24 protein-coding genes and 1 other annotated feature are annotated in these 20,678 nt (G+C 45.1%); of the genes, 22 read left to right on the top strand and 2 right to left on the bottom strand.

Annotated elements, in window-relative coordinates; all coding sequences use genetic code 11:
- Positions 1 to 30: 30 nt before the first annotated feature.
- Positions 31 to 675 (bottom strand): hypothetical protein, encoded by a 645-nt coding sequence (locus AC0C66_RS07135; RefSeq protein ID WP_472973521.1) that lies wholly within the window; start codon positions 673 to 675, stop codon positions 31 to 33.
- Positions 676 to 790: 115 nt separating this feature from the next.
- Between AC0C66_RS07135 and AC0C66_RS07130 the strand changes: the two genes are divergently transcribed.
- From AC0C66_RS07130 to AC0C66_RS07110, 5 genes are all read left to right on the top strand, one after another.
- Positions 791 to 967 (top strand): hypothetical protein, encoded by a 177-nt coding sequence (locus tag AC0C66_RS07130; protein WP_461845644.1) that lies wholly within the window; start codon positions 791 to 793, stop codon positions 965 to 967.
- A 158-nt stretch (positions 968 to 1,125) separates the two neighbouring features.
- Positions 1,126 to 1,256, top strand: a sequence feature (ribosomal protein L20 leader region).
- A 58-nt stretch (positions 1,257 to 1,314) separates the two neighbouring features.
- A complete protein-coding gene (infC, locus tag AC0C66_RS07125) occupies positions 1,315 to 1,836 on the top strand; it encodes a translation initiation factor IF-3 (protein ID WP_010886591.1) in 522 nt (173 codons plus the stop codon).
- A 12-nt stretch (positions 1,837 to 1,848) separates the two neighbouring features.
- Positions 1,849 to 2,049 (top strand): 50S ribosomal protein L35, encoded by a 201-nt coding sequence (gene rpmI, locus AC0C66_RS07120; RefSeq protein ID WP_003222418.1) that lies wholly within the window; start codon positions 1,849 to 1,851, stop codon positions 2,047 to 2,049.
- A gap of 31 nt (positions 2,050 to 2,080) precedes the next feature.
- Positions 2,081 to 2,440 carry a 50S ribosomal protein L20 gene (gene rplT, locus AC0C66_RS07115; protein WP_014114727.1) on the top strand — a complete coding sequence of 120 codons (360 nt, stop codon included), beginning with the start codon at positions 2,081 to 2,083 and terminating at the stop codon, positions 2,438 to 2,440.
- Between the two features lie 55 nt (positions 2,441 to 2,495).
- Entirely contained in the window at positions 2,496 to 2,765 is a 270-nt protein-coding gene (locus AC0C66_RS07110) for a DUF1294 domain-containing protein (protein ID WP_072182830.1), read from the top strand.
- Positions 2,766 to 2,781: 16 nt separating this feature from the next.
- Here the strand turns inward: AC0C66_RS07110 and ysdB are convergent, their stop codons facing one another.
- Complete coding sequence (gene ysdB / locus AC0C66_RS07105; RefSeq protein WP_003222423.1) at positions 2,782 to 3,174, bottom strand: sigma W pathway protein YsdB; 393 nt, start codon at positions 3,172 to 3,174, stop codon at positions 2,782 to 2,784.
- Between the two features lie 183 nt (positions 3,175 to 3,357).
- On the opposite strand from ysdB, the gene AC0C66_RS07100 reads away from it, so the two are divergent.
- The 17 genes from AC0C66_RS07100 (at position 3,358) to AC0C66_RS07020 (ending at position 20,673) form a co-directional block, all read left to right on the top strand.
- Positions 3,358 to 4,443 (top strand): M42 family metallopeptidase, encoded by a 1,086-nt coding sequence (locus AC0C66_RS07100; protein ID WP_088679951.1) that lies wholly within the window; start codon positions 3,358 to 3,360, stop codon positions 4,441 to 4,443.
- Positions 4,444 to 4,597: 154 nt separating this feature from the next.
- The gene (locus AC0C66_RS07095; RefSeq protein ID WP_061186797.1) at positions 4,598 to 5,566 is read left to right on the top strand and encodes a glycoside hydrolase family 43 protein; all 969 of its coding nucleotides are present in this window, start codon (positions 4,598 to 4,600) and stop codon (positions 5,564 to 5,566) included.
- 318 nt (positions 5,567 to 5,884) lie between these two features.
- Positions 5,885 to 7,375 (top strand): L-arabinose isomerase, encoded by a 1,491-nt coding sequence (gene araA / locus AC0C66_RS07090; protein WP_472973520.1) that lies wholly within the window; start codon positions 5,885 to 5,887, stop codon positions 7,373 to 7,375.
- A gap of 15 nt (positions 7,376 to 7,390) precedes the next feature.
- On the top strand, positions 7,391 to 9,076 hold the full coding sequence (araB, locus tag AC0C66_RS07085; protein WP_461845643.1) for a ribulokinase: 1,686 nt from the start codon (positions 7,391 to 7,393) through the stop codon (positions 9,074 to 9,076).
- Between the two features lie 13 nt (positions 9,077 to 9,089).
- Positions 9,090 to 9,779, top strand: coding sequence for an L-ribulose-5-phosphate 4-epimerase (gene araD, locus AC0C66_RS07080; RefSeq protein WP_461845642.1), 690 nt, complete (start codon positions 9,090 to 9,092; stop codon positions 9,777 to 9,779).
- Complete coding sequence (gene araL, locus AC0C66_RS07075; protein ID WP_072182852.1) at positions 9,757 to 10,575, top strand: sugar-phosphatase AraL; 819 nt, start codon at positions 9,757 to 9,759, stop codon at positions 10,573 to 10,575. The genes araD and araL overlap by 23 nt, the downstream gene beginning before the upstream one ends.
- A complete protein-coding gene (gene egsA / locus AC0C66_RS07070; protein WP_072182833.1) occupies positions 10,572 to 11,756 on the top strand; it encodes a sn-glycerol-1-phosphate dehydrogenase in 1,185 nt (394 codons plus the stop codon). Before araL ends, egsA begins: the two co-directional genes overlap by 4 nt.
- Before the next feature lie 30 nt (positions 11,757 to 11,786).
- Entirely contained in the window at positions 11,787 to 13,088 is a 1,302-nt protein-coding gene (locus AC0C66_RS07065; protein ID WP_072182834.1) for an ABC transporter substrate-binding protein, read from the top strand.
- A 35-nt stretch (positions 13,089 to 13,123) separates the two neighbouring features.
- Positions 13,124 to 14,065: a carbohydrate ABC transporter permease gene (locus AC0C66_RS07060; protein WP_461845641.1), complete on the top strand. Its 942-nt coding sequence runs from the start codon at positions 13,124 to 13,126 to the stop codon at positions 14,063 to 14,065.
- Positions 14,066 to 14,911: an arabinose ABC transporter permease AraQ gene (gene araQ, locus AC0C66_RS07055; RefSeq protein WP_003222443.1), complete on the top strand. Its 846-nt coding sequence runs from the start codon at positions 14,066 to 14,068 to the stop codon at positions 14,909 to 14,911. It abuts the gene before it with no gap.
- Between the two features lie 18 nt (positions 14,912 to 14,929).
- Positions 14,930 to 16,432 carry an alpha-L-arabinofuranosidase AbfA gene (abfA, locus tag AC0C66_RS07050; protein WP_003222445.1) on the top strand — a complete coding sequence of 501 codons (1,503 nt, stop codon included), beginning with the start codon at positions 14,930 to 14,932 and terminating at the stop codon, positions 16,430 to 16,432.
- Between the two features lie 151 nt (positions 16,433 to 16,583).
- A complete protein-coding gene (locus AC0C66_RS07045; RefSeq protein WP_003222447.1) occupies positions 16,584 to 16,910 on the top strand; it encodes a PadR family transcriptional regulator in 327 nt (108 codons plus the stop codon).
- Positions 16,907 to 17,461, top strand: coding sequence for an HAAS signaling domain-containing protein (locus tag AC0C66_RS07040; RefSeq protein ID WP_061186733.1), 555 nt, complete (start codon positions 16,907 to 16,909; stop codon positions 17,459 to 17,461). The genes AC0C66_RS07045 and AC0C66_RS07040 overlap by 4 nt, the downstream gene beginning before the upstream one ends.
- A complete protein-coding gene (locus AC0C66_RS07035; RefSeq protein ID WP_472973519.1) occupies positions 17,458 to 18,351 on the top strand; it encodes a DUF4097 family beta strand repeat-containing protein in 894 nt (297 codons plus the stop codon). The genes AC0C66_RS07040 and AC0C66_RS07035 overlap by 4 nt, the downstream gene beginning before the upstream one ends.
- Before the next feature lie 111 nt (positions 18,352 to 18,462).
- The gene (gene cstA, locus AC0C66_RS07030) at positions 18,463 to 20,259 is read left to right on the top strand and encodes a carbon starvation protein CstA (RefSeq protein WP_472973518.1); all 1,797 of its coding nucleotides are present in this window, start codon (positions 18,463 to 18,465) and stop codon (positions 20,257 to 20,259) included.
- Positions 20,202 to 20,390 (top strand): hypothetical protein, encoded by a 189-nt coding sequence (locus AC0C66_RS07025; protein WP_072182839.1) that lies wholly within the window; start codon positions 20,202 to 20,204, stop codon positions 20,388 to 20,390. Before cstA ends, AC0C66_RS07025 begins: the two co-directional genes overlap by 58 nt.
- Positions 20,305 to 20,673, top strand: a complete 369-nt coding sequence (locus AC0C66_RS07020) for a VOC family protein (RefSeq protein WP_236827595.1) — start codon at positions 20,305 to 20,307, stop codon at positions 20,671 to 20,673. Before AC0C66_RS07025 ends, AC0C66_RS07020 begins: the two co-directional genes overlap by 86 nt.
- Positions 20,674 to 20,678 lie beyond the last annotated feature (5 nt).

Genomic DNA, 20,678 nt, shown 5'->3' with positions numbered 1-20,678 from the left:
CCAAGGCTGAAAGCCTTGGCTTTTTCTATTTTATGGTGCGTCTTCGGGATCGATATATCCTTGTTTAATGCCCCATTCCACTTGATCGTCATGCCACTTTTTTCGTTCTTCATAACCATAGCCATCGTCATCAGGAAGCTCTGAAGCCGGCTGTTGAATGGTATCATCTGTCTGTTTCGAGGAAGGTGGTGCATGTTGGCTATTAGATGAGTGTGCTTCGGTCTGCTGCCGTTGTGCTTGCGATTGCCGCTTTTTTTCAGCATTCTCTTCCTGCTCTTTTTGGATTGCTGCCTGTCTCTGTCTTTCAAGCTCAGCTTGTCTTTCAGCTTCCGCCTGCCGCTCTGCTAATCGCTGTCTCTCCGCTTCTTCCTCCTGCTGTTTCTTTCGTTTCGCCTCTCGCTTTTTTTTACGTTTTTTTGCGGCCTCGATTTGTCTTTGTTTCTCTGCTTCTTCTTTTGCTTTCAGCTTTCCTAATTCAGCAGCGAGCGGACTTTCAAACTTCATTTCCAATGAAACGGGTTTTAGTTTTTTCAGCTCTTTCTCCAGTTCCTTTTGGTTAAATGCTACGGCTGTCTTAACCGTTTCAGCTTTTGGTTCGGAAGATGTGCTGCTGCTATTCGAACAACCGGTTACTATCAATGTGAAAAATAAAGCAAGCTGTATCAGTTTGTTCATGTGTCAGACTCCCTTCTGCTTCCTATATCGGTTAGGGATTAACTTTACTTTACATTTTTTCCTGTCAGTGGTTTCATGATAAACTGTGAAATAAGGAGAAGGATGGGGGAGACTATTGATTCTTCATATAACAGAATCAGGGTACACTATCCTCGGCGCATGGTCTTTATTCATGGCGGGGGTGTCAGCGGCGGATGTGGGAACAGCAAATCAGCTATTTTCGGCATATCCGGGGATCGGCCACCGCTGGCTGAACCGATGTTATTCAACAGAACACTTGATGCGTGGCTAAGCCGTTCAGAAACTTTACATTCTGGATGAGGATGAAAGATTTTCTTTTTCTCTCTTGCGCTCATAGAAAACCCATGTTACAATGTAAAAGTTGTTCCGGATAAGTCGTCCTTGACTAAAGATCCGGTATTGTGTAGAATAGTTATTGAATTGAATATAAATCACAAGCAGAAGCACCCGCTTCTCACCTGATTGACACATGCATGTAGTTGGCAGGTTGACCGTACATTTTTATTGATACAGATGTTCGTAGTGTGGGTGTTTTATAATGCCCACACTTTTTGTTTGCCTGCAGAATGCAGTCAAAATGAGTTGTGAATCAATTCGAAGAAACTATGGAGGTGGCTCATTATTAGCAAAGATCAATTGGTTAATGAGGGTATCCGTGCACGTGAGGTCCGTTTGATCGGACAAAATGGCGACCAGCTTGGAATCAAGTCCCGTCAGGAAGCACTTGAAATCGCCGGCCGCGCAAATCTTGACCTTGTGTTAGTTGCAGCGAATGCAAAACCGCCTGTCTGCCGAATCATGGACTACGGTAAGTTCCGATTTGAGCAGCAGAAAAAGGAAAAAGAAGCACGCAAGAATCAAAAAATCATTAACTTAAAAGAAGTTCGGTTAAGTCCGACAATCGATGAGCATGACTTTAACACGAAATTGCGCAATGCGATTAAATTCCTTGAAAAAGGCGATAAAGTGAAAGCTTCTATCCGCTTTAAAGGACGCGCAATCACTCATAAAGAAATCGGTCAGCGTGTGTTAGACCGTTTTTCTGAAGCATGTGCTGAGGTTGCGACTGTCGAAACAAAACCAAAAATGGACGGCCGTAGCATGTTCTTAATGCTCGCGCCGAAAAACGAAAAGCAATAAGGAGGAAATCCCATGCCAAAAATGAAAACTCACCGCGGATCTGCTAAACGTTTTAAAAAGACAGGTTCTGGGAAGTTAAAACGTTCTCACGCGTATACAAGTCACTTATTCGCTAACAAATCTCAAAAGCAAAAGCGTAAGCTTCGCAAGAGTGCTGTTGTAAGTGCAGGAGACTTCAAACGTATCAAACAAATGCTTGCTAACATCAAGTAATCGGATAAGGAACAATTAGGAGGGAAATTTAATGCCAAGAGTAAAAGGCGGAACTGTTGCGCGTAAGCGTCGTAAAAAGGTTCTTAAATTAGCAAAAGGTTATTTCGGTTCAAAACATACATTATACAAAGTAGCTAACCAGCAGGTCATGAAATCTGGAAACTATGCTTTCCGTGACCGTCGTCAGAAAAAACGTGATTTCCGTAAACTTTGGATCACTCGTATCAATGCAGCTGCTCGCATGAACGGTCTTTCTTACAGCCGTTTAATGCACGGTCTTAAGCTTTCTGGTATCGAAGTAAACCGTAAAATGCTTGCTGATCTTGCTGTAAACGATCTTACTGCATTCAATCAGCTTGCTGATGCTGCTAAAGCTCAATTAAACAAGTAATCATATAGAGCCGCTCTCCAGCAGAGCGGCTTTTTTATATAAAGGATGAGGCCACATGGTTATTGCTATCTATTTGGTGCTGATTAATCTATGCGGTTTTTGGGTGATGGGCGTTGACAAACGAAAAGCGCAGCAGCACAAATGGAGAATTTCTGAAGAACGGCTGTGGCTGATAGCGATCGTGTTTGGAGCGCTCGGTGTCTGGCTTGGCATGCAAACCTTCAGACATAAAACGAAACACACGTCTTTTAAGTACGGAGTGCCACTTCTTTTGGTCATTGAAGCGATCTTGATCGGCATTTATTACAGCCCGTTTGATTTATAAAAAGCAGAAAAGCGTTTTAACGCTCTTCTGCTTTTTTTGCGAGTTTAATGGGCTGGTCCCAGTCAATCTTACAATTCGGATAGCGTTCCAGCACTTTTTCTTCAATGTTCTCAAAATCTTTTGCAGAGAAATGTTTCAGCTTCTCAGGAGATTCTGTCCAGACAAAGATGGTGTGGATAAACAGCGGATGGTCCTTGGAAGGAATATGCTTTTCTCCTTCAAAAAGCACGCCTTTATACGTCAGCTGAAAGTTCTTTCGGGTATTGTTCTGTTCATCAATAATATAAAAATGTTCTTTTGATTGGGCCAGCTTGAGCCTTCTCTTTGGATTCGCGACATATTTGACTGCGGCATAAATACAATAAGCAAAAAGTGCAAGCAATATAATCCTTAAAACCATGACAAACATTGTGTGAAGGCACCTCCCTTATTGTGATGATCTGATGTAATACGAAGAGCATAGAAAAAGGTTTCACTTTTTTAAAAAGAAAGTTCTAAAAACATATACCCGATTTTCAAGTGAAATAGTCGTATGGTTAGCGCCAGGTTTTGTATAATAAGAAGGCAGGACTGATGAAGGAGGTTTTGAAACATGGCAAAATTAGATGAAACATTGACCATGCTGAAAGATTTAACAGATGCAAAAGGCATACCGGGCAATGAGAGAGAAGTAAGGCAAGTGATGAAATCATACATAGAACCATTTGCTGATGAGGTGACAACAGATCGGCTGGGCAGTTTAATTGCCAAAAAAACAGGTGCGCAAAACGGCCCGAAAATTATGATCGCCGGGCATTTGGATGAAGTCGGCTTTATGGTGACACAAATCACCGATAAAGGCTTTATCCGTTTTCAAACCGTTGGCGGCTGGTGGGCTCAGGTTATGCTGGCCCAGCGTGTCACCATCGTGACAAAAAAAGGCGAAATTACAGGGGTAATCGGCTCCAAGCCGCCGCATATTTTATCTCCTGAAGCGAGAAAAAAATCAGTGGAAATAAAAGACATGTTTATTGATATTGGAGCTTCAAGCCGAGAAGAAGCCTTGGAATGGGGGGTAATCCCGGGAGATATGGTCGTACCTCATTTTGAATTTACGGTCATGAACAATGAAAAATTCTTACTGGCGAAGGCCTGGGACAACCGTATCGGCTGTGCGATTGCAATTGATGTGTTAAGAAACTTACAAAATACAGATCATCCAAACATTGTGTATGGTGTCGGAACCGTGCAGGAGGAAGTTGGCCTGAGGGGAGCGAAAACGGCTGCGCACACCATTCAGCCTGATATTGCGTTTGGTGTTGATGTAGGAATAGCAGGAGACACGCCTGGCATTTCCGAGAAGGAAGCGCAAAGCAAAATGGGCAAAGGCCCGCAGATTATCGTTTACGATGCATCCATGGTCTCTCATAAAGGCTTGCGCGATGTAGTTGTCGCTACCGCAGAGGAAGCAGGCATTCCGTACCAGTTTGATGCCATCGCCGGCGGCGGAACAGATTCGGGAGCCATCCATTTGACGGCAAATGGCGTTCCTGCGCTCTCTATTACCATTGCAACCCGCTACATTCATACGCACGCGGCCATGCTGCACCGTGATGATTATGAAAACGCGGTCAAATTAATTACAGAAGTGATTAAGAAATTAGACCGAAAGACAGTTGACCAAATCACATATGAATAAAAACCATCAGAATCCGCTGTAAAAGGCGGATTCTATTTTTTTGTCTGTACAAATTCAATAAGCAACTCTACAATAAGGATATATATAGAAAATTTGTGCTAGTCTGGATGATAGACAAGTTTTCTATATTCCAAAAAAGGGGGATTTGATGAATATGAAAAAGAAAGCGTTTTCTGGATTATTGCGTTTTTCTTGTGCAGCTTTAACAGCTGGTGCTGTAATGTTGTCCGCTTTACCGGCATCAGCGGCTTTTTGGGGGGCATCGAACGAGCTTCTGCATGATCCGACAATGGCAAAAGAAGGGAATACTTGGTATGCTTTTGGGACAGGTCTTGCTGAGGAAAACGGATTACGTGTTCTAAAAGCGGACAGTAACGGAGTATGGAGGGTTCAAAAGTCAATTTTCACTAGTCCTTTATCTTGGTGGAAGCAATATGTGCCTAATTACGAACGAAACCAATGGGCACCGGATGTGACATACTATAACGGAAAGTACTGGCTTTACTATTCAGTTTCTTCATTTGGCAGCAATACCTCTTTAATTGGGCTTGCTTCAACTACAAGTCTCAGTTCGGGCAGCTGGAAGGATGAGGGACTTGTTACTCGGTCGACAAGTGCCAATAATTACAATGCCATTGATCCTGAATTAACTATTGATAAAGATGGAAACCCTTGGCTAGCATTTGGTTCATTTTGGAGTGGCATTAAATTAACAAAATTAAATAAAGATACAATGAAACCCACCGGTTCATTATATTCAATAGCAGCCAGACCAAATAACGGCGGCGCTCTGGAAGCCCCTACATTAACATACAATAATGGCTACTATTACTTAATGGTTTCATTCGATAAATGCTGTCAAGGCGTAAATAGTACGTACAAAATTGCTTACGGCAGATCAAAAAATATTACAGGTCCTTATGTAGACAGAAACGGTAGAAGCATGATGGACGGAGGAGGTACAATTCTTGATGCCGGCAATGAACAGTGGAAAGGGCCGGGCGGACAGGATATCGTAAACGGGAACATACTCGTGCGTCATGCTTATGATGCAAAAGACAACGGCACTCCAAAGATGTTAATCAATGATTTGAATTGGAGCTCAGGCTGGCCGTCTTATTAAGAGAAAGCTTAATCATGCACATCTTATCATCTTTGTTTAGCCCTGATACATCAGGGCTTTTTCTAATGGAAAAACGAATCGGAAGATTGATTGACAGAACAATCGTAGTTCTTAAGAACACGTTTTTTTACCTGAAAACCTAGTAACGAATCATTTCTTTTTGTAAAAGAATACAAAAATGATTGACAGTAAATAAACCTACTAATATAATAAAGTTGTTCGTACAAATTGATTGAAAATAGTTTATTTTTTGTTATTAGTCCGTATCTGTTTGGATAATTGAAAGCGTTTTACTATAGGAAGAAAGGGGCAGTTTACATGCTTCAGACAAAGGATTATGAATTCTGGTTTGTAACAGGAAGCCAGCACCTATACGGGGAAGAGACTCTGGAACTGGTCGATCAGCATGCGAAAAGCATTTGTGAGAGGCTTAGCGGGGTTTCTTCTAGATATAAAATCACTCACAAGCCTGTCGTCACTTCATCGGAAACCATCAGACAACTGTTAAGAGAAGCGGAGTACAGTGAGACATGCGCGGGCATCATTACATGGATGCACACATTTTCTCCCGCGAAAATGTGGATAGAAGGCCTTTCTTCTTATCAAAAACCGCTTATGCATCTGCATACTCAATATAATCGCGATATTCCGTGGGGTACGATTGACATGGATTTTATGAACAGCAACCAATCCGCACATGGCGATCGTGAGTATGGTTACATCAACTCGAGAATGGGGCTGAGCCGAAAAGTCGTTGCCGGTTACTGGGATGATGAAGAAGTGAAGAAAGAGATTTCACAGTGGATGGATACGGCGGCTGCATTAAATGAAAGCCGACATATTAAGGTTGCCAGATTCGGAGATAACATGCGTCACGTCGCGGTAACGGACGGAGACAAGGTGGGGGCGCATATTCAATTTGGCTGGCAAGTTGACGGATATGGCATCGGAGACCTTGTTGAAGTGATGAACCGAATTACGGACGACGAGGTGGACACGCTTTATGCGGAGTATGACAGGCTTTATGTCATCAGCGAGGAAACAAAACGCGACGAAGCAAAGGTAGCGTCGATTAAAGAACAGGCGAAAATTGAACTTGGCTTAACCGCATTCCTTGAACAAGGCGGATACTCAGCTTTTACGACATCGTTTGAAGTGCTGCACGGAATGAAACAGCTGCCGGGACTTGCCGTTCAGCGCCTGATGGAGAAAGGCTACGGGTTCGCAGGTGAAGGAGATTGGAAGACAGCGGCTCTTGTACGGATGATGAAAATCATGGCTCAAGGAAAAAGAACGTCCTTCATGGAAGATTATACGTATCATTTTGAACCGGGAAATGAAATGATTCTGGGCTCGCACATGCTTGAAGTGTGTCCGACTGTCGCTTTGGATCAGCCGAAAATTGAGGTTCATCCGCTTTCTATCGGCGGAAAAGAGGACCCTGCACGTTTTGTATTTAACGGCATCAGCGGTTCAGCCATTCAAGCAAGCCTTGTTGATATTGGTGGGCGTTTCCGTCTTGTTTTGAATGAGGTCAACGGACAGGAAATTGAAAAAGACATGCCGAATCTGCCGGTGGCCCGTGTTCTCTGGAAGCCGGAGCCGTCATTGAAAACAGCGGCGGAGGCATGGATTTTAGCCGGCGGCGCACACCACACCTGCTTGTCTTATGAACTGACAGTGGAGCAAATGCTCGATTGGGCGGAAATGGCGGGCATCGAAAGTGTTCTCATTTCCCGTGATACGACAATTCACAAGCTGAAACACGAATTAAAATGGAACGAGGCGCTTTACCGGCTTCAAAAGTAGAGAGGGGGATGTCACTTGGCTTACACAATAGGGGTTGATTTTGGAACTTTATCAGGAAGAGCGGTGCTCGTTCATGTCGAAACAGGGGAGGAACTGGCGTCTGCTGTGAAAGAATACAGGCATGCGGTCATTGATACAGTCCTTCCAAAAACGGGTCATAAGCTGCCGCGGGACTGGGCGCTGCAGGATCCGGCTGATTACCTTGAAGTCTTGGAAACAACCATTCCGTCTTTACTCGAACAGACGGACGTTGAACCGAAAGACATTATCGGGATCGGTATTGATTTTACGGCTTGTACGATCCTGCCAGTTGACAGTACAGGGCAGCCGTTATGCATGCTGCCGGAATATGAAGAGGAGCCGCACAGCTATGTGAAGCTCTGGAAGCATCATGCGGCCCAAAAGCATGCTGATCGGCTCAATCAAATCGCGGAAGAAGAAGGAGAAGCTTTTTTACAGCGGTACGGTGGAAAAATTTCATCAGAATGGATGATTCCGAAGGTCATGCAGATTGCCGAAGAAGCGCCTCACATTTATGAAGCGGCTGACCGGATTATCGAGGCTGCAGACTGGATCGTGTACCAGCTGTGCGGCTCGCTTAAGCGAAGCAACTGTACTGCAGGGTATAAAGCAATTTGGAGTGAAAAAGCGGGGTATCCGTCAGAAGATTTCTTTGGCAAATTAAATCCTTTAATGAAAACGATTACAAATGACAAATTAGCGGGTTCTATTCATTCGGTAGGGGAAAAAGCCGGCGGACTGACTGAAAAAATGGCACAGCTTACAGGCCTTCTTCCAGGTACGGCTGTTGCGGTTGCCAATGTTGATGCTCATGTTTCCGTGCCAGCGGTCGGCATCACAGAGCCAGGAAAAATGCTGATGATTATGGGAACTTCAACGTGCCATGTTCTTCTGGGCGAAGAGGTACATATCGTGCCGGGTATGTGCGGTGTTGTGGACAACGGAATTCTCCCGGGCTACGCGGGATATGAAGCCGGGCAGTCCTGTGTTGGCGATCATTTTGACTGGTTTGTAAAAACATGTGTCCCGCAAGCGTATCGAGAGGAAGCAGAGGAAAAAAACATTGGCGTTCATGAGCTGCTGAGTGAGAAGGCAAACCTTCAAGCGCCAGGTGAAAGCGGCCTGCTTGCTTTAGATTGGTGGAATGGAAACCGTTCAACCCTTGTTGATGCTGATTTAACTGGGATGCTGCTTGGCATGACGCTGCTGACGAAGCCTGAAGAGATGTATAGAGCATTAGTTGAAGCGACGGCTTACGGAACCCGGATGATTATCGAAACGTTCAAAGAAAGCGGGGTTCCGATTGAGGAGCTGTACGCAGCTGGCGGAATTGCTGAGAAAAACCCGTTTGTCATGCAAATTTATGCGGATGTGACAAACATGGACATTAAAATCTCTGGTTCCCCGCAAGCCCCTGCCTTAGGATCTGCCATTTTCGGCGCGCTTGCTGCCGGTAAAGAAAACGGCGGATACGACGACATCAAAGAGGCAGCGGCGCACATGGGAAAACTGAAAGATATTTCTTATACGCCAAACGCCGAAAACGCTGCGGTGTATGAAAAATTGTACGCTGAATATAAAGAGCTTGTTCACTACTTCGGAAAAGAAAACCATGTCATGAAACGTATGAAAACAATTAAAAATCTTCAATTTTCATCTGCCGCCAAAAAGAATTCATAAAGGGTGATGGAGCATGCTTGAAACATTAAAAAAAGAAGTGCTGGCTGCCAACCTGAAGCTTCAAGAGCATCAGCTGGTAACCTTTACGTGGGGAAATGTCAGCGGTATTGACCGTGAAAAAGAAAGAATTGTCATCAAACCAAGCGGAGTCGAATACAGCGACCTGACAGCTGATGACTTGGTTGTTTTGAATCTTGAAGGAGAGGTCGTCGAAGGTTCGCTCAAGCCTTCATCAGATACACCTACTCATGTTTATTTGTACAAAGCCTTTCCGAACATCGGGGGAATAGTCCATACCCATTCCCAATGGGCAACAAGCTGGGCGCAATCGGGCAGAGACATACCGCCTTTAGGCACGACCCATGCTGATTACTTTGACAGTGCGATTCCGTGTACAAGAGAAATGTACGATGAAGAAATCATTCATGACTACGAACTGAATACAGGAAAAGTCATAACGGAAACCTTTCAGCATCATAACTACGAACAGGTTCCGGGTGTGCTTGTGAATAATCACGGCCCGTTCTGCTGGGGCACGGACGCCTTAAATGCCATTCATAACGCCGTTGTATTAGAAACGGTTGCGGAAATGGCCTATCACTCCATTATGTTGAACAAGGATGTAAATCCAATTAATACAGTCCTTCATGAAAAGCATTTTTATCGAAAACACGGAGCAAATGCGTATTATGGCCAGTCATGATTCCGCTGTGTCACCGGCCGGCATTCTGATTGACTTGGACGGTACTGTATTCAGAGGAAATGAATTGATTGAAGGGGCAAGAGAAGCGATCAATACACTCCGAGAAATGGGGAAGAAAATCGTCTTTTTGAGCAATCGGGGGAATATCTCCCGTGCCATGTGCAGAAAAAAGCTTCTCGGCGCGGGGATAGAGGCGGATGTAAGCGATATTGTTCTGTCGTCAAGTGTCACAGCAGCTTTTCTGAAAAACCATTATCGTTTTGCAAAGGTGTGGGTGCTTGGAGAACAAGGCTTGGTTGACGAGCTGAGGCTGGCCGGCGTGCAGCACGCGAACGAACCGAAGGAAGCGGATTGGCTCGTGATCTCCCTTCATGAAACGCTCACATACAAAGATTTAAATCAAGCCTTTCAAGCGGCCGCAGGCGGAGCTCGTATCATTGCTACGAACAAAGACCGCTCTTTTCCAAATGAAGACGGCAATGCCATCGATGTGGCCGGAATGATTGGGGCGATAGAGGCTTCCGCTCAAGCGAAAACGGAGCTTGTTGTAGGAAAGCCGTCATGGCTGATGGCGGAGGCTGCATGTACAGCAATGGGGCTGTCCGCACATGAATGCATGATTATCGGAGACAGCATTGAATCAGACATTGCGATGGGGAAGCTTTATGGCATGAAAAGCGCCTTAGTGCTTACTGGTTCTGCGAAACCGGGTGAACAGCGTTTGTACACACCGGATTATGTGCTGGAGTCTATTAAGGATGTAACCAAATTAGCTGAGGAGGGGATTCTGTTATGAATCGTATCGCAGCTGACGTTCAGCGTGCTTTTGAACAAGCCGGAGAAAAGACGTTTCCTATCGAAATGGAAGAAATTGCTCTCGAAAAACAAGCAGCCGATTCGCTTTTAGAGTATGTAAAAAGAAAAAAACACAAACAGATCGTCCTAGTCTGCGACTCGAATACACATCGCATTGCAGGAATTGATTTGGAAGACCGCTTGAATCAAGAAGGATTCCAGGCCGAGTGCCTGATCATTCCGGAAAATGAAGCCGGAGATGTGACGGCTGATGAACGGTCTCTCATCCATGTACTGATCCATATGAAAAAAACAACGGATGTCATGATCGCAGTCGGTTCGGGCACGATTCATGATATTGTGCGCTTCTCAGCGTTTCAGAGGGATTTGCCGTTTATTTCTTATCCGACTGCCCCATCTGTAGACGGTTTTACATCAGCCGGAGCGCCGCTTATTTTATACGGTACGAAAACAACCATCCAAACGAAGGCTCCGTGTGCGCTGTTCGCTGATCTGGATCTATTAAAAACGGCACCCCAGTCAATGGTGGCGGCTGGATTTGGCGACATGCTCGGTAAAATAACGTCTTTAGCTGATTGGGAAATATCCCGCCATCTTGCCGGCGAGCCTTATTCGCCAGCAGGGGCTAAGATCGTTCAGGAGGCACTTGATGCCTGTATCGAACACACAGAAGACATTGCGATGAAAACGGAAACAGGCATACAGGTTTTAATGGAATCTTTAATTGTGTCGGGGCTTGTCATGCTGGCTTTAGATCATTCCCGCCCGGCATCAGGGGGAGAGCATCATATTTCCCATTGGATTGAGATGGAATTAATGGAGAAAAATCGGCCTCAGATTCTCCATGGGGCAAAGGTGGGCTGTGCCGCTGTGTTATTAACTGACACATACAGAAAGCTCGCCCAGGATGACGGGCTGAACGAATTTTCTCCGCGCCAGCGGCAAGCCATTCAATCGGCTTATGAAACGCTCCCAGAAGGAGAAGTATTGGCCAATTGGCTGAGATCAGCCGGAGGCCCTGCGTTTTTTGACGAAATCGGTGTCGGGCAGGATTCCGTCAAGAATGCCTTCAGACACGCGCACACCTTAAGAGACCGCTGCACCGGATTAAGAATCATCAATGAAAACAAGACGCTGATCAATCATGGTCTATATGAATAGCCCGCACCTCGAATGGAAGGGGTAACGCAAATGAAAAAAATGACTGCCTGTTTTCTTGTGCTCATGCTGCTGCTGACATTATGCATTGCTGGGTGTTCAGCAGAAAGATCATCCGGGAAATCGGGTGAAACCGAACTGACCTTTTGGACATTTAACGGACTTCATGAGCAATTTTATGTGGAAATGGTGAAGGAATGGAACAAAAAATATCCTGACCGCAAAATTAAACTGAATACGGTCGTTTATCCATATGGGCAAATGCACGATAATTTGTCTATCTCCTTAATCGCGGGAGAAGGTGTCCCTGATATTGCCGATGTCGAATTGGCTCGTTTTTCAAACTTTTTGAAGGGCTCTGATATCCCGCTTGCCGACTTGACTCCGCTGATTGAAAAGGACCGCGATAAATTCGTTGAGGCACGGCTTACCCTGTACAGCAAAAATGGCAAGCTTTACGGGCTGGATACGCATGTAGGGACGACAGTGATGTTTTATAACATGGATGTTATGAAAAAAGCCGGCGTCGATCCCGATGATATTAAAACATGGGATGATTACCATAAAGCCGGGCAGAAAGTGCGCAAAGTAACCGGAAAGCCGATGGGAACGGTGGAAACAAATGATTCGGGAACGTTCTTATCCATGATTTCACAGCAAAACTCAGGCTATTTTGATAAAAATGGCAAGCTGATCCTCAATAATGACACCAATGTAAAAACACTTCAATATTTAAAGGACATGATTAATGATAAAACGATGATTGCCGCACCAGGCGGCGGGCATCATAGTGAAGAATATTACGGCTTTATGAACCAAGGCGGAGCAGCGTCGGTTCTGATGCCGATTTGGTATATGGGAAGATTCATAGATTATATGCCTGATCTGAAAGGGAAGATTGCCATCCGGCCGCTTCCGGCATGGAAAGAGGGAGGCGACCGTTCGGCAGGTTTGGGCGGTACGGCAACTGTTGTACCGAAGCAATCCAAGCATGTTGAGTTAGCAAAAGAGTTTTTGGCTTTTGCGAAGGGTTCTAAAGAAGGAAACAAAAAGCTTTGGAGCGTACTCGGGTTTGACCCGCTTCGCTGGGATGTCTGGAGCTCAAAGGAATTGAAAGAGAAAAACAAATACACGGATTACTTCCAAAACGGAACAGGCATTTTTTCTATGCTGCTCGATATCAAGGATGAAATCAATCCGATATATTTACATGAGGATTTTGCCAAGGCTTCAGACCTTGTCAACAGAAGTGTATTGTTCGACGCACTTAAATCTCAGCAAAAAACGCCTAAACAAGCCTTGGACAGAGCGGCAGGTGAACTGAAACAGAAATAGAATCCCATTCAAAAAGTGAAAGCGGGGAGGTTCTCATGAAACCTGTGAAAACGGGAACGGTTCATCCCGTTCCTTCAGCTGAGAAACAATCAGGCTGGCGAGAATTATTTTATTCGAAAAAAGCGGCGCCTTATCTGTTTACTGCGCCATTTGTTTTATCCTTTCTCGTATTTTTTCTATACCCCATCATTAGTGTCTTCATCATGAGCTTTCAAAGAATTTTGCCGGGAGAGGTGTCGTTTGTCGGATTGTCTAATTATACAGCACTAAACAACCCGACGTTCTATACCGCCCTTTGGAATACGCTGGAATACACCTTTTGGACGCTGATTGTGCTGATTCCTGTTCCATTGCTTCTGGCCATATTCCTGAATTCAAAGCTGGTCAAATTCAGAAATATATTCAAATCAGCGCTATTCATTCCGGCATTGACTTCTACAATTGTGGCGGGGATCATTTTTCGGCTGATCTTCGGAGAAATGGAAACATCGCTGGCCAATTCCATCTTACTTAAACTTGGCTTTTTACCTCAGAACTGGATGAACAATGAGCATACCGGCATGTTTTTAATGGTGCTGCTTGCTTCGTGGAGATGGATGGGAATCAACATCCTTTACTTTTTGGCCGGTTTGCAAAATGTGCCGAAAGAGCTGTACGAAGCCGCCGATATTGACGGCGCGAATACGATGAAAAAATTCCGGCACATTACGCTGCCGTTTCTCAAGCCAGTAACCGTATATGTGCTGACCATCAGTATCATCGGCGGATTCAGGATGTTTGAGGAAAGCTACGTCCTTTGGCAAAATAATTCCCCGGGTAATATCGGTCTGACGCTTGTCGGATATTTGTATCAGCAGGGGCTTGCCTACAACGAAATGGGATACGGAGCGGCCATCGGCATTGTGCTTTTGATTGTGATACTTGTTGTCAGCCTGATTTCATTAAAGCTGTCAGGCTCGTTTAAGGGGGAGGGATAAATGTTGCGGCACAGTCCTCAGTTTAGCGTTTACAGAATCGCACTAACCCTGTTTTTTATTATGCTGAGCCTATTGTATATTTTTCCGATTTTCTGTTTGCTTTTAGGATCATTAAAGCCGTCATCTGAGCTTTTGCGTGTGGGGCTGAATCTTGATATTGATCCAAAAGTGATGAGTTTTGATAACTACACATTTCTGTTTAATGGCGGCAGCATTTATTTCAAATGGTTTTTTAACAGTCTTGTGCTCGGACTTTTTACGACCGTGCTCACTCTGTTTTTTTCTTCGATGATCGGGTACGGGCTTGCGGTTTATGATTTTAAGGGCAGAAATATCATCTTTGTTCTTGTGCTGATTATTATGATGGTTCCACTGGAAGTGATGATGCTTCCGTTGTTTAAGCTTACCGTCGGACTGCATTTGATTGATTCGTATACGGGTGTCATATTGCCGTTCATCGTTTCGCCTGTTGCTGTTTTCTTTTTCAGGCAGTATGCGCTTGGTTTGCCAAGAGATCTACTGGACTCTGCAAGAATGGACGGCTGTACGGAATTCGGCATCTTTTTCAGGATTATGGCGCCGCTGATGAAACCGGCTTTCGGCGCGATGATTATCCTCCAGTCCTTAAACAGCTGGAACAACTTCTTATGGCCGCTGATCGTGCTTCGTTCGAAAGAAATGTTTACGCTTCCAATTGGGCTGTCCAGCTTGCTGAGCCCTTATGGAAACAACTATGACATGCTCATATCCGGCTCAGTATTTGCGATTTTGCCGGTGATTATCATTTTCTTGTTTTTCCAAAAGTACTTTATCTCCGGCCTGACAGTAGGCGGAGTCAAAGGTTAAAAAGGGAGGAAACGTGTGATGAAAAAAGCGCGAATGATTGTAGACAAAGAATACAAAATCGGTGAAGTAGACAAACGGATTTATGGATCGTTTATCGAACATATGGGGCGTGCGGTATACGAAGGCATATATGAGCCAGATCACCCTGAAGCGGATGAAGACGGGTTTAGAAAGGATGTCCAGTCGCTGATCAAAGAATTGCAGGTTCCGATCATCCGCTATCCGGGCGGAAACTTTTTATCCGGATACAACTGGGAGGACGGTGTCGGGCCTGTAGAAAACCGCCCAAGACGGCTTGACTTGGCATGGCAAACGACAGAAACCAATGAAGTGGGAACAAATGAATTTTTATCTTGGGCAAAAAAGGTCAACACAGAAGTCAACATGGCCGTCAACCTTGGCACAAGAGGCATAGATGCTGCCCGCAATCTCGTTGAATACTGCAACCACCCGAAAGGCTCGTACTGGAGTGATTTAAGAAGATCACATGGCTATGAACAGCCATACGGCATCAAGACATGGTGCCTAGGTAACGAAATGGATGGCCCGTGGCAGATTGGCCACAAAACAGCTGACGAATACGGGCGGCTTGCCGCGGAGACGGCAAAGGTCATGAAATGGGTTGACCCATCAATTGAACTTGTTGCCTGCGGCAGCTCAAACAGCGGCATGCCGACCTTTATCGATTGGGAAGCAAAGGTACTGGAGCATACGTACGAGCATGTCGACTATATTTCTCTCCATACGTATTACGGAAACCGAGATAACAATCTGCCAAACTACTTGGCCCGTTCCATGGATCTGGATCATTTTATTAAATCTGTCGCTGCAACCTGTGACTATGTAAAAGCAAAAACACGCAGCAAGAAAACAATCAATCTCTCTCTTGATGAATGGAACGTTTGGTATCACTCAAATGAGGCTGATAAAAAAGTAGAACCGTGGATTACTGCGCGGCCTATTTTAGAGGATATTTATAATTTTGAAGATGCCTTATTGGTCGGCTCTCTGCTCATTACGATGCTGCAGCACGCAGACCGTGTGAAAATCGCGTGTCTTGCACAGCTTGTCAATGTCATCGCGCCGATCATGACGGAAAAAGGCGGAGAAGCATGGAGACAGCCGATTTTCTATCCGTACATGCATGCTTCTGTGTACGGAAGAGGTGAGTCGCTGAAACCGCTTATTTCTTCTCCGAAGTACGACTGCTCAGATTTTACTGATGTGCCATATGTTGATGCAGCTGTTGTGTACTCAGAAGAGGAAGAAACACTCACCATTTTTGCGGTAAACAAAGCTGAGGATCAGATGGAGACGGAGATTTCGCTCAGAGGCTTTGAATCCTATCAAATCGCAGAGCACATCGTACTCGAGCATCAGGATATCAAAGCGACAAACCAGCATAACAGAAAAAATGTCGTCCCGCATTCCAACGGAACATCGTCTGTCAGCGAAAACGGCCTAACCGCGCATTTCACGCCGCTTTCCTGGAATGTGATCCGCCTGAAAAAACAATCATAAGAGAAACAAAGCCGGAGATCTCTCTCCGGTTTTTCTTTTTTTGTCAGTAGATATCATTCAGTACCTTGTAATGTTCAGTAGTGGATGTTACCATATGGATAAGTGGTGGGAAAAATAAACAAAATTGACCAGCCGCAGGGAGGATCTTATGATGAATGCTCAATTCAAAAAGGGAGCATTAGAGCTATGTGTGCTTGTATTAATATCCGAAAAAGACCAATACGGATATGAGCTTTCTCAAAACATTTCCAGGCACATGGCGATTGCTGAAGGCACCTTATATCCTCTTCTCAGGAGACTGACGAAAGAAGAGTATTTAGAAACATATATGGCGCCGTCTTCCGAAGGGCCTGCCAGAAAATATTACACGATGTCAAAGCTTGGTTTCATGCGAATGAAACTGCTGCTGGCAGAATGGGATCAGTTCACAGCATCTGTCAATCAAATCATTGATGCGGCAAGGGGAGGAGAACGATGAATCAAGAACAGTTTTTACAGGAGTTAAGTAAAGCGTTACAGCCGCTTTCTAAAGAAGAGCGGAATGAGATCTTATTTGATTTTGAAGAACATATTACAGAAGGGATGAAAGAAGGCAGGCCGGAAGCGGACATCATCAGGGAACTCGGCTCCCCAAAACAAATAGCAAAGGAATTGGTGCCAGATGTCACGGAAACTGCTCCAGCAGTGCAGCGCCCTAAGAAGAACCTCTTTCAGATGGCATGTTCAGCAGCAGCAATAAGCATCTTAAATTTGATTTTTGTGCTGGGACCAGCTATTGGCATTTTTGGAGTGTACGTGGGTTTATGCGGGGCGGCGCTTGCACTTTCTGTATCACCAATTATGTTTGTCGGCATGGTGATGTTTCAAATGAATACGCACATGATGCTGGAGTTCTTTTTATCACTCGTGTTTGGCAGTCTGGGGCTGCTCTTGTGTATAGGGCTGTGGCATTTAGGCAAGCTGCTGTATGGCATGAGTTTGCGATATATCAGATATAATTTAAAGCTGGTGACGGGGGCGCAGACATGAAAAAAATCATAATAGGATTGATCGCAGTATTTGCAGTCGGGGTAATCGGGGCTGTCATCTCTGCAGCTGCCTCGGATTTTACAAAAGAAGAGGTGAAAGCTGCCGAAACATATGATGCTGCAGATATTAAAAAAATTGTGGTAACAACGAGCTCGATGCATGCAGAGGTCAAAAGCGGGCAAACGGATGATATTCAGGTAGCTGCTGAAGGACAAGTCAGTGATAAAAGCAAAAAGCTGTTCGATGTGAGCCAGGATGGCAAATCATTAAAAATCAATCAAATAGCACGCGAGAATATCATCTCTTTTATACCGTGGGGCAGCGAAAAGGATATGAAAATCACAATCACGATTCCGGAAAAGAAGTATGATGAGATAACTGTAACGACAACCTCTGGCGATATTCTGATAGGAAATGCGCAAACGGATCAAGCAGCTGCTGACTCTACATCAGGAAATATTGAGCTGAAGCATACACGCATCGAAAACGAGCTGACGCTAAAAACAACGAGCGGAGAAATTCAAACTGACCAAAATTCATTCGGCCAAGGTGAGGTAAAGACAACAAGCGGATCAATAAAAAGCAGCCGCACAACAGCTGAAAAGGTGAACTATAAGACAACTTCCGGGGATATTGATCTTCTTCAGGATCATCAGAACGAAGAGATCGACATCGTCACTACGAGCGGAAGTGTGTCAGTAGAGTATCAGAAAGAACCTGCATCTTTGGCAGTGGATTTTCATGCAGACTCAGGTGATGCCGCGGCCAATCTCGATCACATCTTGTATAAAGAAAAATCAGAGCATCGTATTGTAGGTTATGTAGGTGATAGCGGGACCTCTAACCGTTTAAAAGTTCGTACAACATCTGGAGACATTGAACTAAACTAATTGCCACAAGCCGGCCCATTCCAGCCGGCTTTTTTGTATAGGAAAAAATGACCGCTTTTCACCATGAAATTATGATATATTTATGAAAAACAGCAAAGGGGATGGGAGAAAATGAATGCGGTTACAATTGTGATAGCGTCAATGTGTATTTTGGCTATCGCCTATCGTTTATACGGAACATTTATGATGGTGAAGGTTCTCAAAGTGAATGATGACAAGCCAACACCTGCTCACGCGCTTGAGGATGGAAAAGATTATGTGCCTACAAATAAATGGGTTTCGTTCGGCCATCATTTTGCGGCAATCGCAGCGGCTGGGCCGTTGGTCGGACCGATTCTGGCGGCGCAGTTCGGCTATTTGCCGGGGTTGTTATGGCTGTTAATCGGGGCGGTAATAGGGGGAGCCGTCCATGATATTGTTGTGCTGTTTGCCTCGATGCGCAAAAATGGAAAATCGCTGTCAGAAGTAGCGAAGGACGAGCTCGGCCCTGTTGCCGGATTTTGTACGGGACTGTCCATGCTGTTTATTATCACGATTACGATGGCGGGTCTGTCGATGGTTGTGCTGCATGCGCTTGAACGCAATCCATGGGGAACATTTGCGGTAGGGATTACGATTCCGATTGCGATGGGCGTGGGCTTATTTTATAAGAAAACGGGAAATTTAAAGCTTGCGTCAACGATCGGCTTTCTCTTTTTAATGGCAGGAGTCTTTATTGGCCCATGGGTGCAGACTACCGCGCTCGGTGACTTTTTAACGCTAGATACGAAAACGCTTGCAATAGCGCTCCCTGTTTATGCGTTCTTTGCAGCTGCGCTTCCCGTTTGGCTGCTTCTTGCACCGCGTGACTATTTAAGCAGCTTTATGAAAATCGGTGTTTTTATCGCTTTGATTGCAGGGGTGTTTGTCGTCAATCCGTCCATCCCGTTTCCTGCGTTTACAGAATTCGTAAAAGGCGGCGGTCCGGTGCTGGCTGGCCCTGTTTGGCCGTTCATTTCAATAACCATCGCCTGCGGTGCGATCTCGGGATTCCATGCCTTTGTCGGTTCAGGTACGACGCCGAAAATGCTGAATAAATGGAGTGATATGAAACCGGTTGCGTTTGGTGCAATGCTTGTCGAGTGCCTTGTCGGCATCATGGCGCTGATTGCAGCGACCGCCTTGCAGCCTGCTGATTACTTTGCGATTAACAGTACGCCTGAGGTTTTCCGTACGCTCGGTATGGATGTCGTCCATTTGCCTGAATTGAGCAGGGAAATCGGTTTGGACTTAGAAGGAAGAACAGGGGGAGCCGTCACGCTTGCGGTGGGAATGACTTATATTTTTACGGGAATGCCGTTTTTCAGCCATTTGGCCTCATACTTTTTCCAATTTGTCATTATGTTTGAAGCCGTATTTATTTTAACAGCGATTGATGCGGGGACACGTGTTGCCCGGTATTTGATCCAGGATTTCTTTGGAGAGATGTATAAACCGCTGAAGAAAACAGACTGGATTCCGGGTTCTGTATTTGCCAGCGCACTTGCCTGCTTCATGTGGGGCTATTTGCTGTATTCAGGGGAAATCGGTTCTATTTGGGCGCTGTTTGGCGTGTCCAATCAGCTGATGGCTTCAGTTGGGCTGATTATCGGAGCGACTATAGTGCTGAAAATCGCTGATAAACGCCGTTACATTCTGACCTGCCTTGTCCCGCTTGCCTATTTATATGTCACTGTCAATTATGCAGGCTATTGGATGGTGCGCAATGTGTATCTCAATCCTGAAGCAGCAGGCTACAGTGTATTGAATGGCGTATTATCGATCATCATGCTGCTGTTAGGCTTCATCATTATCGTGGCGGCTGTGAAAAAATGGGCGCAGATGTGGAGAGATCCGAGCTTAAGGATGGAAACTTCTATCCCGGGATAGAAGGGCTAATGAAAATGTTGAGGAGGATTGGGAATGAATCTATCAATGAAATATCTTATTCTATACGTATCAGACAGCAAGCGGGCCATTCATTTTTATCGGGATATTTTAGGACTGCCGATTCGTGCTGAACACGGAACGTATGTCGAATTTGAAACAGGATCTACGATATTGGCGCTTAATACGCGAGAAAGCGCCAGAGAAATCACGCAGCTAGACATTCCAGATACATCTGCTTCAAACACATTTGAAATCGGATTTGTCACTGAAAACGTAGAAGAGGTTATTAAAAGGGTAAGAGAACAAGGTGTCACGATTATTGGGGAGCCGAAAGTGAAGCCATGGGGGCAGACGGTCGCCTATATCGCTGACCCGGATGGACATTATATTGAAATTTGCAGTCCGATGGAATAACGAAC

It is taken from the genome of Bacillus sp. VA13 (assembly GCF_055710085.1).
The sequence above is the reverse complement of the archived record's forward strand: the minus strand, read 5'-3'. Positions and strand labels throughout refer to the sequence as shown.